This is a genomic window from Stenotrophomonas sp. PI_27, assembly GCF_027854495.1.
In the GTDB taxonomy this organism is placed as follows: domain Bacteria; phylum Pseudomonadota; class Gammaproteobacteria; order Xanthomonadales; family Xanthomonadaceae; genus Stenotrophomonas; species Stenotrophomonas pavanii.
In genome coordinates, this window is sequence record NZ_JAJNOF010000009.1 from 153,704 (window position 1) to 167,591 (window position 13,888).

The window sequence follows — 13,888 nt, forward strand, 5'->3', positions numbered from 1 at the left end:
CATGCAGCGCATCCGGATTGCCGAGCGTGCCCAGTGGCGGGCACGCGCGGAAGAGGCGGGTTTCCGCTTCCACACCATCGACGGCCAGCCGTACTGGGATGAACGCGCGTACTACGCGTTCACCCTGCGCCAGATCGAGCAGGACATCGAAGATCCCAGCGCCGAGCTGCACCAGATGGCGCTGGACCTGGTCGGGGATGTCATCGGCAGCGAGCGCCTGATGGACCAGCTGGCGATTCCGTCGCACTACCGCGACTGGATCGCCGACAGCTGGCGTCAGCGCCAGCCGCACCTCTATGGGCGCCTGGACCTGGCCTACGATGGTACCGGCCCGGCCAAGCTGTACGAACTGAACTACGACACGCCGACCTCGCTGTTCGAGGCCAGCTTCTTCCAGTGGCAGTGGCTGGAAGACCAGCGCAATGCCGGTCGCCTGCCGCAGCACGCCGACCAGTTCAACGCGATCCACGAAGCGCTGGTCGAGCGTTTCGGCGAACTCGCCGCGCAGCTGCCGCCGCCGCTGTACTTCAGCGCGGTCGGCAGTTCGGAGGAAGACCGTGGCACGGTCGAGTACCTGCGTGACTGCGCATCCCAGGCCGGCCTGCATGGCCAGGCCATCGCCATCGAGGACATCGGCCTGTCCGAGGACGGCCGCTTCACCGCGCTGGATGATTCGGTGATCGGCACGCTGTTCAAGCTGTACCCGCTGGAAGACCTGATGGCCGAAGAGTTCGGCCGCGCGCTGCCCGGCTCGGGCGTGCAGCTGCTGGAACCGGCGTGGAAGGCGGTGTTGAGCAACAAGGGCATCCTGCCGTTGCTGTGGCAGCGCAACGTGGGCCATCCGAACCTGCTGGAAGCGCATTTCGACGATGGCAGCACGCTGGCCTCGGGCTGGGTGCGCAAGCCGCTGTTCTCGCGCGAAGGCGCCAACATCGAGATGCACCTGGCCGATGGCAGCACCCAGCGCAGCGACGGTCCCTACGATGGCCCGGCGATCATCCAGCGCGCCCATCCGCTGACCCGCTTCGAAGGCGGCTACCCGCTGATCGGCAGCTGGGTGATCGGTGACCACGCCTGCGGCATCGGCATCCGCGAGGACGACAGCGCGATCACCCGCGACAGTGCGCGCTTCGTGCCGCACGCGATCGTCGACGAGGCGCCGACGCGGATCTACGTCTGATGACGGTGCGGCGCTGGCCTGGCCGGCATGGGCGTGCCACGCCCGTGCCGGGTCGGCATTTCGATGACGGGCGCAGCCTGCAGGCCTTCGCGGACCGCGTCGCCGTCTGCTGCCATCGCTGTGACACTCCCGGTTGGGTGATCGCCCGCTGGGAACCGTATCGGTGGACCGCGCGTTTCCGCTGCACCGGTTGCAGTTCTGCGCTGGACAGCGGCGACTGGGTGGGGGCGGTCTGCATGCTGGGCCGCCAGCCCTGTGGATTCTGTGGGCATCAGTGGCTGCATGTATGCCGGCGGATTCCCGCTGGCATGCCTGCGCCTGCATCGTTCCCCGCCCGATGCGCGCAGTGCGACCGCAGCACCGAGGTCACCGTCACGACGCGCCCCCTGCGTGACGCGGAGCCGGCCGATCCGCATTTCGGGCTGCCGCTGCGACTGGTCGAATCGACCCGCGCGGGCCTGTTGTGGGCTTACAACGCCGAACATCTGCAGGCACTGCACGAATTCGCGAGCGCGACGCTGCGCGAGGGCCGCGGCCATCATCGATCCATGTTCTCGCGCCTGCCGCAGTGGATGAAGCTGGCCCGCAACCGGGTGCTGCTGCAGCGCGCGGTGGCGCGGTTGCAGCGGCGGTTGTTGCAGGGGTAGGTAACGCCGGCCGTTGGCCGGCAACTGTTTTTGGTAGATGCCGACCTTGGTCGGCGCTGTGGGTTCTGTGCCAACCAAGGTTGGCACCCACCAACGAGATGCGTTGGTAGCGCCGGGCCATGCCCGGCGGCGGCAACTCCGGTCAGAGCAGCCCTTCGCGCTTTACCGCCAGGTAGCGCTCCACCAGCGCGCCGGGCAGGGCGTCGGCGGTCACGTCCAGCACCATCACCTTCTCGCTGCGCAGTGCCTCGTGCGCCTTCGCGCGCTGCTGCAGGTACAGCGCCGCGGCACCGGCCTGGGTGGCGTCTTCCAGGGTCTGCACGTCACCCTCCAGTGCGCCGTCCAGTTCGCGCTCGCGCAGGCTGGCCACGCACACCAGGTGGCGTTGCTGCAGCAGGCGCACCGCGGCCAGCAGGTCTTCGATGTCCTCGTCGCGCACGTTGCTGACCAGCATCACCAGCGCACGCCGGCGCTGGCGCAGCGACACCTCGGTGGCGGCGGCCAGGTAGTCGGTGGCCACCGCGCGTGGCTGCAGGTCGTAGCTGGCGCGCAGCAGGTGCTCGACCGTGCCCATGCCGCGCTGCGGCGCCACCCAGCGGCGTTCGCCCCCCGCAGCGTACAGGCCGGCAGCGTCGCCCTGGCGCAGCGCCAGGTAAGCCACCACCAGCGAGGCGTTCAATGCGTGGTCGAAATGCGAGAGTCCGCCTTCGCTGGCCAGCATGCGCCGGCCACTGTCCAGCATCAGCAGCAGCTGCTGGTTCTTCTCGTCCTGGTACTCGCGCGAGATCAGCTTGCGCGCACGTGCGGTGGCCTTCCAGTCCAGCTGGCGCAGGCTGTCGCCGATGCGGTACTCGCGCATCTGGTGGAAGTCGGTGCCTTCGCCACGGCGGCGCTTCACGTGCGCACCGACCAGCCGCGAGGCCTGGTCGGCACTGAACAATGCGAAGCGGGTGAGCGGCACGAAGTTCGGATAGACCCGCACCTCCAGCGCCGGCGGCAGCGTGCGTTGCTGCCACCACAGGCGCCACGGCGAACGCATGCGCAGGTGCACCCCCTCGAAGCGGAAGTGCCCACGCTGCAGCGGCTGCAGGTGGTAATGCAGGGTGGACGCCGTACCGGCCTGCAGGCGCACGCGCTGCGGCAGCGATTCCAGCGGCCAGCCGCCGGGCGCCAGGTCGAACACCTGCACCGTCATCGATTGCTCGGCCTGCAGACGCAACGCCGCCTCGCGGCGCACGCCCAGTGCCAGCGCTTCGGGCAGCTCGCGTTGCACCTGCGGCGATGCACGCCGCCACTGCCGCCACAGGTCCCACAGGGCGGGCAACGCGATGGCCACGGCTGCCAGTGCCCAGCTCCAGCGCGGCAGCCATCCGCCCAGCACCAGCCCGCCCAGGGCGGCCCAGGCCAGCAGCAGCGCCAGCAGCAGCGGGGCCGGCCTCATCGGCGCGGCGCTTCCACCTTGGCCAGCAGCGCGCCCAGCACGTCGTCGGCGCCCTGGCCCTCGATCTGCAGTTCCGGCGCCAGTGCGATGCGGTGGCGCAGCGCCGGGCGGGCGATATCGCGCACGTCGTCCGGCGTGACGAAGTCGCGGCCGGCCAGCACCGCCTGTGCGCGCGAGGCACGCACCAGCGCGATGCTGCCGCGCGGACCGGCGCCGACCGCGATGCCCGGCCACTGCCGGGTGGCGGCGACGATCCTCACCGCGTAGTCGATCACTTCGTCATCGACGGTGATCGCCGCAGTGGCACGCTGCAGTTCCAGCAGCTCGCCGGCACCGAGCACACGCGGCACCTGGCTCAGGTCGAAATCGCTGGCAGCGCGGCCGCTGGTGATCGCGGTCACCATGCGCTTCTCGTCCTCCAGCTGCGGGTAGTCGATCAGCACCTTCAGCAGGAAGCGGTCCAGCTGTGCTTCCGGCAGCGGGTAGGTGCCTTCCTGCTCCAGCGGGTTCTGCGTGGCCAGCGCCATGAAGGGCGGCGCCAGGGTGAAGGCCTTGCCCTCGATGGTCACCTGGCCTTCCTGCATCACTTCCAGCAGGGCCGACTGGGTCTTGGCCGGGGCACGGTTGATCTCGTCGGCCAGCAGCAGGTTGGTGAACACCGGGCCGCGCCGGATCTTGAAGCTCTCGCTCTTCGGGTCGTACACCGCGTGGCCACTGACGTCGCTGGGCATCAGGTCGGGGGTGAACTGCACGCGCCCGTAGTCCAGCTCCAGGGCCTGTGCCAGTGCGCGCACCAGCAGGGTCTTGCCCAGCCCGGGCACGCCCTCGATCAGCACGTGGCCACCGGCCAGCAGCGCCACCAGGATCTGGTCCAGTACATCGGCCTGGCCGATGAAGGCGTGTCCAACGGCGGTGCGGATGGCATCGACGCGTTCGATCAGGCGGGCGTTGGCGGCCGCCGGCAGCTCGGGGACTTCGGTCATAGCAGGGATCTCATCTGGAGCAGCAAGCGGATGCGCTCGCGCAGGGCGGAGGAATCGTGCGGTGGCGGGGGCGTGAGCGCGCTGGCAACACGGCCTTGCGGCCATTTCAACAGTTCGGCGATGGCCTGATCGCGTGGCGCACCGTCCAGGGCAGCGGCTACCGGTGCGCGCAGCCGCAGGCGATGCAGGAACAGGGCGCGCACGGCGTCGTACAGGCGCGTGCCGTGGCCGAAGCGCAGCAGCAGCTCGCCACTGGCACGCACGTGTTCCAGCAGCGAGCGGCGTTCCAGCACCGGCGACGGCAGCAGGCTGCCGAAGCGTTGCGAGCGGGCCCACAACCAGCCCAGCAGGGCCAGCAGCAGCGGCGCCCACAGCGGCCAGCCCTGGTAGAACAGGCGCGCCCACAGCGACGGCGGGCGGCTGGCATAGACCAGCCAGAACGCACCCTTGCCGTAATTCGGGTCGAGCAGGTAACGGGTCAGGTCGCGGTGCGAGAGGTCGTGCAGTCCGTCGCTGGCCTTGCCCGCAGCCGACGCCAGGCGTGCCGCCGGCGAATCCACCTCGCCGCGCATGAATTCCATGTCGGCCAGCACGCTCACCTTGCCCTGGCCATGGTGCAGGCGTGCGAACACCAGGCCGTGCTCGTTGCCCCAGCGCCGTTCAGCCCGCGCACTGGCGGCAAAACCCAGCGTGAAGCGACGGCCGCCGCAGAACTCGACGTGGCTGGGATCATCGATGACGTGGAATGGCTGGCAGTGGCTGCGCTGGTACAGGCTGTCCACGCCCAGCTGGTCCAGCAGGGGGCCCTGCGTGCTGCTGGCGTCGTCCTCGGCCGGTGGTGGCGTGCGCACCAGCAGATGGCCACCGCCATCCACCCAGTCCAGCAGCGCTCTGGCCGTCGGTGCCGGCAGCTCGCTGCTGTCCTGCAGCAGCACCACCGTATCGTGCCGGCCCAGCGCCATCTGCTGCAGCTCCAGCCGGGGGCGCGAGTGCACCTCGATGCCATCGGCGCGCAGTGCCTGGCCCAGCACGTACAGCGGGTTGTAGCCGGCCTCGCCCTGCGGCGGCAGCTGCACGGTCTCGGTGACCCGCTCATGCGTGCGCAGGTAGAGGATCGTCAGCGGTACGCCGAACAGCACCAGCGCGCCCAGCAGCAGCGACCAGAACAGGCGCGGGCTCATGCCAGCCACCTGTACTGCTGGCGCAGCGTGTCGGCCAACGCATCGAAATCGGCGCGGCTGGGCAGGCGGCCACCGTAGGCGGCGTACTGCCACATGCGCACGATGCGCGCGAACAGGTCACGGTCGGTGGCGTCGGGCATGCGCCGCGAGGCGCGCAGGCATTGCGCTTCGGTGGCGCCGGGGGGAAGCGCGATGCCGCTGCGCTCGCCCACCGTGCGCACGCTGGCGCGGTACAGCAGGGCTAGCGCCTGCCGCGGCCGGCCCTGGTCCCACAGCAGCCCGGCCTGGGTCGCCACGTCCGGCGGCAGCACGACCGGCAGCTCCACCTGTTCCTCCACCACCTGCGGTGCAGCCTCGGCCTTGCGCCGGCCACTGCCGCGCAGCCACGGCAGCCACAGCCGCGCGGTCAACAGCAGGACCAGCAGCAGGACGCCGAGCAGGCCCCACAGGCCCCATTCGGCCAGGCGCGCCAGCCAGGCGATGCCGGCCTTGCGGTTGCTGCGCTCACCGGTGTCGCCGCGTTCGCGCTGCAGCGTCTTCTCTTCCTTCTTCTTGTCCTCGGCCTGTTCGATCGGCTTCCAGCGCGTGACCTGGCGGGTCGGGCGCTGCAGCGGATCTTCATAGGCGCGGTTCACCGCCTGGCGGAAACCGGCGGTATCCACCGGCGCCGCGCCGAAGATCACGGTGGGCGTGTTGGCCGGGTCGTTCTCCGCGGTGGCCGGTTCTCCCGCACTGTCGTCGTTCGCTTCGGCATCGTCGGGCTGCGCAGCGACCGTCTGCGCGTCCTGCGCGTGCGCGGGCGCGCAGGCCAGCGGCAGCGCAAGGCAGAGCAGCAGGGCCAGCGTCGATGCCGCCGGCAGCAGGCGCTCGCGCAGGCGGCGCAGGGCGATCTCCACGTCCCAGGCTTCCATCTGCGTGCGCCGGTTCAAGTACAGGCCGAACCCGGCGCCGACGTAGAACGGACCGATCAGCACCGAGGCCAGCCAGCACGCCAGGTTGAAGCCCAGCTGCGCCCAGGCCGGCGTGTCCTGGCCGATCATGTCCCATGCGGCCCGCCACGATTCGGACATCAGCTCCAGTGGCATGAACATGAACACCGCGCCGATCGCACCGGACACCAGCACCGCTTCAAACGCCATGCAGGCCACGGTCAGCACGGCAGCGGCACCCGCCGCGCCAGCGGCCACGGCACGGCGGCGTGCGCCGCGCTGGGCCGGCGCATTGCCCTCCAGCAGGTTCACCGGCAGGCACAGGCTGCGCAGCACGCTGAAGCGGCGCCAGCCCAGGTAGCCCCAGAAGCCAGCGTTGCCCCAGCGGCGCTGCGCGCGCAGCGCCGCCAGCGTACCCACCGGCTCGCCGAAGATGCCACGCGACAGCACGTACAGCGGCGCCCGTTCGAACAGCGGCTTGCACCACCACATTGCCAGCCACGCCCAGCCGAATGCATCCAGCCACCAGCCCAGCGCGTTGAAGACCACGAACAGCGGCGCACTGGCCAGCAGCCAGCTGCCCCACACCGCGCGTGCGTGGCGGCGCGACAGGGCACTGCCCAGCTCCATCGCTTCCCAGCCACTGCGCGCGCGCAGCACCACGTCCAGGCGGTCAATGCGCATGGCCGCCTCCGCGCCCGCCGCGCCACAGCCACAGCAGCACACCGACCCACAGCACGCCGGCCACGCTGAACTTGCCCCACGCCGGCACTTCGGCAATCGACGACCAGAACGCTTCGATGAACGCAGCCACCAGCAGCATGAACGCCACGCCCAGGCACAGGCGGGCACCGATGCGGCCGCCCTCGACCAGCGCGTCCAGGCGGCTGCGCCGGCCGGGGGCCAGCAGTTTCATGCCCAGCTGCAGTCCGGCACCGCCGGCGATCACGATCGCGGTCAGCTCGAAGGCCCCATGGCCTGCGACGAAGCGCCAGAACGGATCGCCATGGCCGATGTGCTGCAGGTGGCCGGCCACCGAACCGATGATCACGCCGTTGAACAGCAGCACCAGCAGCGTGCCCAGCCCGGCCAGCAGGCCGCTGGCGAAGGTGCGCAGGGCGATGCTGATGTTGTTGAGGATGTAGTGGCCGAACATCATCCAGTCGGTCCCGCTGTCACGCCCGAGGCGTTCGGCGGCGGGATCGTACATGCGCTCCATCTCGGCGATCTGGCGGTTGTCCATGACCATGTGGATCAGGTCCGGGTAGACCTGCACCAGCACGAAGCAGGCCACCGCCGGCAGCGCGAACATCGCCAGCGCCACCCACATGCTGCGCGCCTGGCTGCGCACCAGCAGCGGGAAGTCGGCCACCAGGAATTCCAGCGCACCGCGCCAGCGCGTCGGCGGCGTGCGGTATAGCACGCTGTGGCCCTGCTGCATCAGCTGCTGCAGGCGCTGCACCAGCTGCGGGCTGTAGCCGCGCTCGCGGGCCAGCGCCAGCTGCTGGCACAGGCGCCGGTAGCGCTGCGGGAACGCGCTGTCGTCCAGTGCCAGCTCGCTGCGCTGGCGGCGCTTGCGGCGCGAAGCGCCGGCCCGCAGCAGCAGCCAATGCTCCAGGTCCTGCCATTCCTGCTGGTAGCGGGCGACGAACTGTTCCTGCTTCATCGCCGCCCCAGCAACCAGTTGGCCATGGCATACAGGCGCAGCACGCCGACCTGGCCGTGGGTGCCGGTCAGGGGTTCGGCAATGCCGGCCAGTTCCTGCTGGCGTGCCGACGACAGCCGTGGTGCGCGCTCGGCGAAGGCCATCAGCGCGGCCTGTTCCTCCGGCCGCAGTGGCTGTGGCGGCGCCAGCGCGCTGTCGATGGTCGGTGGCGGCGGCAGGTACAGTACCGGTGCATGCACCACCACGGTGCCGGCGACCAGGTCGCCGAGGCGGCGGCCATGCGGATCGAACAGGCTGCTGACCAGGCCCAGCGCATAGCCGAATGGCAGCATGTCCACGGTGCGCAGCAGGTTGCGGGTGATGGCGGCCATCCAGCCCACCGGCGCGCCGTCGCGCGCGAGCACGCGCAGGCCCAGTGCGCGCTTGCCCAGGGTGCGGCCCCACCGCGCTTCGCAGACGATCGGGTAGGCCCAGTAGACCAGGAACATCAGCACCAGGCCGAGCCCGGAGCCGAACGTGTCCAGCAGCGCCAGCGGGATCGACATCAGCACCAGCACCGCGATGCGCACGCCCAGATCGATCAGCCAGGCCATCGCCCGCGGCACCGGGCCGGCCGCCGGCAGCTGCAGCGGCACACCCTCCGGCGTCACCACCTCACGGTAGGTATCGAGCATCGGTGCGGCCATCAGTGCGATGGCCTTCGTTGTGGGCGCCGGAGTCCTCTCCGGCAGGCAGCCACAGGCATGGGGGTCTCGACAGGTCCTGGTCGGGCCCAGACTTTAGCAGAGCCGCATGGCGGCGTTGGCCGCTCAGCCCAGGTATTCGTCCTTCAGCCGCACGTAGTGGTCGGCCGAGTAGTGCAGCGACTCGATCTCCTTGTCGCTCAGCGTGCGCGCCGGGCGTGCCGGGTTGCCCACCCACAGCTCGCCTTCGCCGACCACCTTGCCCGGGCCGACCACCGCACCGGCGCCGACGAAGCCATGGCGCTCGACCCGGGCGCCGTCGAGGATGCAGGCGCCCATGCCGATCAGGCTGTAATCACCGATGCTGCAGGCATGGATGATGCAGCCATGGCCGACGGTCACGCCTTCGCCGATCAGGGTGGGGTAGCCGGCCTTGTTGTAGGGACTGTGGTGGCTGACGTGGATGATGGTGCCGTCCTGCACGTTGGTGCGTGCACCGATGCGCACGTAATTGACGTCGCCGCGGATGATCGTGCCCGGCCACACCGACACGTCCTCGGCCAGTTCCACGTCGCCGATGACGGTGCAGGCCGGATCGATGTACACGCGCTCGCCGAGGACGGGCATCTTGTCGCGGAAGGGGCGCAGCGGGTTCATCGGTTTCTCCGGAAATCAGGGCGTTCGCACCGATGATACCTGCGTGGTCCGCACACCGCGTGGTAGTGCCGGCCGCTGGCCGGCAACCGCAGAAATCCAGGTGCGCCCATGAGGTTGCCGGCCAGCGGCCGGCACTACCAGACGCAGGCGCGGTCGCCTATGCAGGCGCGTGCTCGGCCAGCATCTGCCGGAACAGTGCGTCCAGCCAGGCGCTGTCGCCCTGTCCGGCGGGCAACGATGGGGCCCGTGCTGCGCGGACAGCCAGCTCGCCCTCGATGAAGTCGCTGATCGCTGCAATGCGCGGTCCCGCGGCGACCTCAGCGCTGGCGCGCTTGACCACCAGCAGGGCATCGATCGCTTCACGCACCGGGCCCTCCGGCAGCCGCCGGTCCAGCAGATCCTCGAAGGCCATCGGCGGTGGCGTCTGCTCGTGCTCGATCCACTGGCAGGCCAGCAGCGGGCGCAGCACATACAGGTACTTCTTGGTGCGCACCGTATCACCGCGCAGGTAACCGCGATGATTCGAGCGCGCCATGTTGAAGTAGTGCCACCACGTGCCCAGCGGCGAATAGAAGGCCTTTGCTGCCTCCCACAGCTGCACCACGGCGGCGTCGTCCTGCCGGTACACGATCGGCGAACGCAGCCACTCGATCAGCGTCGGGTTGGACTTTGAAACCAGTCGCAGCGCCTTGCGCAGATCCCAGCCGCTGACATCGAGCGCATCGTCGATCGGCAGCTCGATCACGTCCCGTTGCCCATCGCCGGGGCCGGTGCTCTCGTTGACGGTGAGATACCACGGCTGGCGATGCACGTAGATGAAGCGTGCATCGTAGTCGCTGTCCGGCGACGAGAAGCCCCAGCCACGGCTGCCGGACTCGCACGCCAGCAGAACGCGCACGTCGTGGCGCTGTTCGATGTCGGCGAGGCTGGAAAGAATGGCGGCGCGCTTGTCCGGCGCGATCGGGTGGATGTCGTCCATGCAGTCGTGATCCGTTGATATCGAGCGTGCTCGACTGTAACGCAGTTGCGCACCGGTAGTGCCGGCCGCTGGCCGGCAACCTCATGGGCGCACCTGGAATTCTGCGGTTGCCGGCCAGCGGCCGGCACTACCGGCTAGGGTTCGTAGCTGTAACCCATCCCGTACACCGAGCGGATCGGTTCGCCTTCCATGCCAGCGTCGGCCAGCTTGCGGCGCAGGTTGCGTACATGGCTGTCGACGGTACGGTCGACCACCACGCGATGGTCCAGGTACAGGCGGTCGAGCAGCTCATCGCGCGCCCAGATCCGGCCTGGCGTGGCCAACAGGGTGCGCAGCAGGCGGTACTCCACCGGCGTCAGATCCAGGCCCCTGCCGTTCCAGGTGGCGCGCGCCGCCGGTTCGTCGATGTGCAGCCCGCTGTTGGCGCGTGCAGCCGGGTCCGGACGGTAGCGGCGCAGCACCGCCACCACCCGCGCCACCACTTCGCGCGGGCTGAAGGGCTTGCAGATGTAATCGTCGGCGCCGATGTCCAGGCCCAGCAGGCGGTCGATCTCTTCCACCCGCGCAGTGACCATGATCACCGGCACATCGCTGCTGGCGCGCAGTTCGCGGCACAGGTCCACGCCATCACGCTGCGGCAGCATCAGGTCCAGCAGCACCAGATCGGGTTGGTAACGCGCGAATGCGTCGATCACCTGGCCGCCATCGTCCACCCATTCGCTGGTCATGCCGGCGGCCGCCAGGTAGTCGCGCAGCACCGAGGCCAGGCGTGGCTCATCCTCGACGATCAGGATCTTCGCGGACGCGGCGGGGGACAGGCTCATGCGGACTCCGGCAGGGTGACGACCACGCGCAGCCCGCCCAGCGGCGAGGGCTCGGCGTGGATATGGCCGTGGTGGGCGAGGACGATGTTGTGGCTGATGGCCAGGCCCAGCCCGCTGCCGCCGCTGGCGCGGTTGCGCGAACTCTCCACGCGGTAGAAGCGCTCGAACAGCAGCGCGCACTTGTCGGCCGGTACGCCCGGCGCGGTGTCTTCCACGATCAGCTGCACGCCGGCGGGAACGCGCGCAGCCTGCACGCGCACGCAGCCGCCGGCATGGGTATAGCGCAGCGCGTTTTCCAGCAGGTTGGCCAGCACCTGCTGCAGCCGCCGCTCGTCGCCGGAGACCTGCAGCGGCGCGGCCGGCAGATCCTCCTCCAGCGCCAGCCCCGTCGTGGAGAAGCGCACGCGCATGCCATTGAGCTCGCTGCGCAGCAGCGCCGCCACGTCCAGGGGGGCAAAGCGGTAGGCCAGGCCGCCGGACTGGGTCATCGACAGGTCGTGCAGGTCGTCGATCAGCTTGCCCAGCTGGCGGATCTCGCCCTGCAGGGCACCGAGGTTGGCGCGGTCCAGCGGGCGGATGCCGTCCTCGATGGCCTCCAGTTCGGCACGCACCACCGCCAGCGGCGTGCGCAGTTCGTGCGAGATATCGGCGATGAAGGCGCGGCGGTTGCGTTCGGTATCATCCAGCGCCTGCGCCATCCGGTTGAAGTCGTTGACCAGGGCGTCCAGCTCGTCATCGCTGGTGCGCTCGATGCGGGTGGCGTAGTCGCCGGCAGCGAGCCGATGGGTGGCTGCGGCCAGCTTGGCCAGGCGTTGCCGGAGCGCGCGCGATACCAGCCAGGCCAGCAGCACCGTCACCAGCAGCAGCGCGATGCCGATCACCCACCAGGCACGCATCTGGGTGTTGTAGAAATTCAGGTCATTGGTGGCGATCACGGTCTGGAACGGCACCATGCCCAGCCAGCCGACCGTGTGCCCATCGACCTGCACGGCGTGCGGCTCGTCGTCGCTGGTCGCGTCCGGGTTGCCGGCCACGAACCGATGCTGTGCATCGAACAGGCCCAGGCGGGAGGGAACGCCGGTCTGGTCGGACAGCGGCGGCACGGGCCCCTCGTGCCCATGGGCCAGATCCGGGCGCAGCAGCCGCGCCCAGCGGTCACTGTCACCGCGCAGATGCTCCCAGCCGCCGTGCGTGCGGTACTCGCGCTGCAGGTGTGGCATCACGCGCTGCATGCGCAGATCGCCCTGGTCGTTGAGGTAGTCCAGGAAGCCGGTCTGGAATGCCACGCGGCTGGCAATACCGTTCACTGCCAGCACCAGCAGGCAGGCGGTGAAGATCGCGAGGAAGGTCTTCGCGGTCAGGCCGAATTTGAGTCGTATCTTCGCCATCGCCGGGCCATTAGCGGCGCATGCGGCGCCGAAAGCAAGCGCCCGCTGAGCCGGTCGCGCAATCTCCATATTCTCTGCACACTTTCACGGCAGCGTGCACGGGTCAACGCAAGGCCCCACGCCCCCCCATGTCATTCCTGCGCCCGCTGTCCCGTTCCCCCCGTCCGCTGATGTTGCCCCTGCTGCTGGCCCTGGCGGCCTGCTCGGCGGGCCGGACCGAACCTCCGGCTGCTCCCGAAGTGGGCGTCATCACCGCCCGCGCGCAGCCGCTGTCACTGCAGCAGACCCTGCCCGGCCGTGCGGTGCCGTTCGAGGTGTCCGAGGTGCGGCCGCAGGTCGGCGGACTGGTCCGCCAGCGGCTGTTCACCGAAGGCCAGCAGGTCAAGGCCGGCCAGCTGCTGTACCAGATCGATCCGGCGCCGTACCAGGCTGCGTTCGATACCGCCCGTGGCCAACTGGCGCAGGCCGAGGCCAGCGTGCTGTCGGCGCAGCCCAAGGCCGAGCGCACCCGCGCGCTGCTGGGCATGGATGCGGCCAGCAAGCAGGATGCCGACGATGCCACCTCGGCGCTGAAGCAGGCACAGGCCAACGTGATTGCTGCGCGCGCTGCACTGCAGGCCGCCCGCATCAACCTCGACTACACCCGGGTGACCGCACCGATCGACGGCCGCATCGGTACCTCCAGCGTCACCGCCGGCGCGCTGGTTGCCGCCGGCCAGGATGCCGCGCTGGCGACCATTCAACGGTTGGACCCGGTCTATCTGGACGTGACCCAGTCCAGCACGCAGATGCTGGCGCTGCGCAAGCAGCTGGATGCCGGCCTGGTGAAGGCCATCGACGGCAAGGCCCAGGTGAAGGTGCTGCTGGAGGACGGCAGCAGCTATGCCCATGAAGGCACGCTGGAGTTCGTCGGCAGCGCGGTCGATCCGGGCACCGGCAACGTGGTGCTGCGCGCGGTCATTCCGAACCCGGAGGGCCTGCTGCTGCCGGGCATGTACCTGAAGGCGGTGCTGCCGATGGCCACCGATGCGCGCGCTTTGCTGGTGCCGCAGAAGGCGGTGCTGCGCAATGAGCGCGGCGAGCCGCTGCTGCGCCTGCTCGATGCCAGGGACCACGTGGTCGAGCGCCGGGTCAGCACCGGCCAGGTGGTGGGCAACCAGTGGCAGATCACCCAGGGCCTGAAGGCCGGCGAGCGGGTGATCGTCAGCAACGGCAGTGCGGTATCGCTGGGCCAGCAGGTGAAGCCGGTGGCCGCCACCACGGCGCAGCTGGCGGCGATGCCGGCGGTCGACCCGAACGGCAACACCGACGAAAAGTCGCACTGAGGCCT

General features: G+C 69.8%; 13 protein-coding genes. 3 read left to right on the top strand and 10 right to left on the bottom strand.

Annotated features, from left to right (window positions below; genetic code table 11):
* The first annotated feature begins 1 nt into the window (after position 1).
* The gene (locus LRM18_RS13425; protein WP_074725707.1) at positions 2–1,180 is read left to right on the top strand and encodes a glutathionylspermidine synthase family protein; all 1,179 of its coding nucleotides are present in this window, start codon (positions 2–4) and stop codon (positions 1,178–1,180) included.
* The gene (locus LRM18_RS13430; RefSeq protein WP_270954811.1) at positions 1,180–1,827 is read left to right on the top strand and encodes a hypothetical protein; all 648 of its coding nucleotides are present in this window, start codon (positions 1,180–1,182) and stop codon (positions 1,825–1,827) included. Before LRM18_RS13425 ends, LRM18_RS13430 begins: the two co-directional genes overlap by 1 nt.
* A 142-nt stretch (positions 1,828–1,969) precedes the next feature.
* Here LRM18_RS13430 and LRM18_RS13435 read toward each other — a convergent pair whose 3' ends face one another.
* The 10 genes from LRM18_RS13435 to baeS form a co-directional block, all read right to left on the bottom strand.
* The gene (locus LRM18_RS13435; RefSeq protein ID WP_270954812.1) at positions 1,970–3,268 is read right to left on the bottom strand and encodes a DUF58 domain-containing protein; all 1,299 of its coding nucleotides are present in this window, start codon (positions 3,266–3,268) and stop codon (positions 1,970–1,972) included.
* Positions 3,265–4,251 (bottom strand): MoxR family ATPase, encoded by a 987-nt coding sequence (locus LRM18_RS13440; protein WP_049465272.1) that lies wholly within the window; start codon positions 4,249–4,251, stop codon positions 3,265–3,267. Before LRM18_RS13440 ends, LRM18_RS13435 begins: the two co-directional genes overlap by 4 nt.
* Positions 4,248–5,432 carry a DUF4350 domain-containing protein gene (locus tag LRM18_RS13445; RefSeq protein ID WP_053461641.1) on the bottom strand — a complete coding sequence of 395 codons (1,185 nt, stop codon included), beginning with the start codon at positions 5,430–5,432 and terminating at the stop codon, positions 4,248–4,250. Before LRM18_RS13445 ends, LRM18_RS13440 begins: the two co-directional genes overlap by 4 nt.
* Positions 5,429–7,045 carry a DUF4129 domain-containing protein gene (locus LRM18_RS13450; protein ID WP_270954813.1) on the bottom strand — a complete coding sequence of 539 codons (1,617 nt, stop codon included), beginning with the start codon at positions 7,043–7,045 and terminating at the stop codon, positions 5,429–5,431. Before LRM18_RS13450 ends, LRM18_RS13445 begins: the two co-directional genes overlap by 4 nt.
* Positions 7,035–8,027 (bottom strand): stage II sporulation protein M, encoded by a 993-nt coding sequence (locus LRM18_RS13455; protein ID WP_270954814.1) that lies wholly within the window; start codon positions 8,025–8,027, stop codon positions 7,035–7,037. Before LRM18_RS13455 ends, LRM18_RS13450 begins: the two co-directional genes overlap by 11 nt.
* Complete coding sequence (locus tag LRM18_RS13460; RefSeq protein WP_049465276.1) at positions 8,024–8,713, bottom strand: RDD family protein; 690 nt, start codon at positions 8,711–8,713, stop codon at positions 8,024–8,026. Before LRM18_RS13460 ends, LRM18_RS13455 begins: the two co-directional genes overlap by 4 nt.
* Before the next feature lie 123 nt (positions 8,714–8,836).
* Positions 8,837–9,367 carry a gamma carbonic anhydrase family protein gene (locus tag LRM18_RS13465; RefSeq protein ID WP_049465277.1) on the bottom strand — a complete coding sequence of 177 codons (531 nt, stop codon included), beginning with the start codon at positions 9,365–9,367 and terminating at the stop codon, positions 8,837–8,839.
* A gap of 157 nt (positions 9,368–9,524) precedes the next feature.
* Entirely contained in the window at positions 9,525–10,346 is an 822-nt protein-coding gene (locus LRM18_RS13470) for a nucleotidyltransferase domain-containing protein (RefSeq protein WP_270954815.1), read from the bottom strand.
* A 134-nt stretch (positions 10,347–10,480) separates the two neighbouring features.
* On the bottom strand, positions 10,481–11,170 hold the full coding sequence (locus LRM18_RS13475; RefSeq protein WP_057493948.1) for a response regulator: 690 nt from the start codon (positions 11,168–11,170) through the stop codon (positions 10,481–10,483).
* Positions 11,167–12,558, bottom strand: coding sequence for a sensor histidine kinase efflux regulator BaeS (baeS, locus tag LRM18_RS13480; protein ID WP_270954816.1), 1,392 nt, complete (start codon positions 12,556–12,558; stop codon positions 11,167–11,169). Before baeS ends, LRM18_RS13475 begins: the two co-directional genes overlap by 4 nt.
* Positions 12,559–12,686: 128 nt before the next feature.
* On the opposite strand from baeS, the gene smeA reads away from it, so the two are divergent.
* Complete coding sequence (smeA, locus tag LRM18_RS13485) at positions 12,687–13,883, top strand: multidrug efflux RND transporter periplasmic adaptor subunit SmeA (RefSeq protein WP_064239465.1); 1,197 nt, start codon at positions 12,687–12,689, stop codon at positions 13,881–13,883.
* The last annotated feature ends 5 nt before the right edge of the window (positions 13,884–13,888 follow it).

Excerpts from the sequence above, each read along its gene's own strand:
- LRM18_RS13425 (WP_074725707.1), top strand. The coding sequence starts at position 2 with ATGCAGCGCATCCGGATTGCCGAGCGTGCCCAGTGGCGGGCACGCGCG.
- LRM18_RS13430 (WP_270954811.1), top strand. The coding sequence starts at position 1,180 with ATGACGGTGCGGCGCTGGCCTGGCCGGCATGGGCGTGCCACGCCCGTG.
- LRM18_RS13435 (WP_270954812.1), bottom strand. The coding sequence starts at position 3,268 with ATGAGGCCGGCCCCGCTGCTGCTGGCGCTGCTGCTGGCCTGGGCCGCC.
- LRM18_RS13440 (WP_049465272.1), bottom strand. The coding sequence starts at position 4,251 with ATGACCGAAGTCCCCGAGCTGCCGGCGGCCGCCAACGCCCGCCTGATC.
- LRM18_RS13445 (WP_053461641.1), bottom strand. The coding sequence starts at position 5,432 with ATGAGCCCGCGCCTGTTCTGGTCGCTGCTGCTGGGCGCGCTGGTGCTG.
- LRM18_RS13450 (WP_270954813.1), bottom strand. The coding sequence starts at position 7,045 with ATGCGCATTGACCGCCTGGACGTGGTGCTGCGCGCGCGCAGTGGCTGG.
- LRM18_RS13455 (WP_270954814.1), bottom strand. The coding sequence starts at position 8,027 with ATGAAGCAGGAACAGTTCGTCGCCCGCTACCAGCAGGAATGGCAGGAC.
- LRM18_RS13460 (WP_049465276.1), bottom strand. The coding sequence starts at position 8,713 with ATGGCCGCACCGATGCTCGATACCTACCGTGAGGTGGTGACGCCGGAG.
- LRM18_RS13465 (WP_049465277.1), bottom strand. The coding sequence starts at position 9,367 with ATGAACCCGCTGCGCCCCTTCCGCGACAAGATGCCCGTCCTCGGCGAG.
- LRM18_RS13470 (WP_270954815.1), bottom strand. The coding sequence starts at position 10,346 with ATGGACGACATCCACCCGATCGCGCCGGACAAGCGCGCCGCCATTCTT.
- LRM18_RS13475 (WP_057493948.1), bottom strand. The coding sequence starts at position 11,170 with ATGAGCCTGTCCCCCGCCGCGTCCGCGAAGATCCTGATCGTCGAGGAT.
- baeS (WP_270954816.1), bottom strand. The coding sequence starts at position 12,558 with ATGGCGAAGATACGACTCAAATTCGGCCTGACCGCGAAGACCTTCCTC.
- smeA (WP_064239465.1), top strand. The coding sequence starts at position 12,687 with ATGTCATTCCTGCGCCCGCTGTCCCGTTCCCCCCGTCCGCTGATGTTG.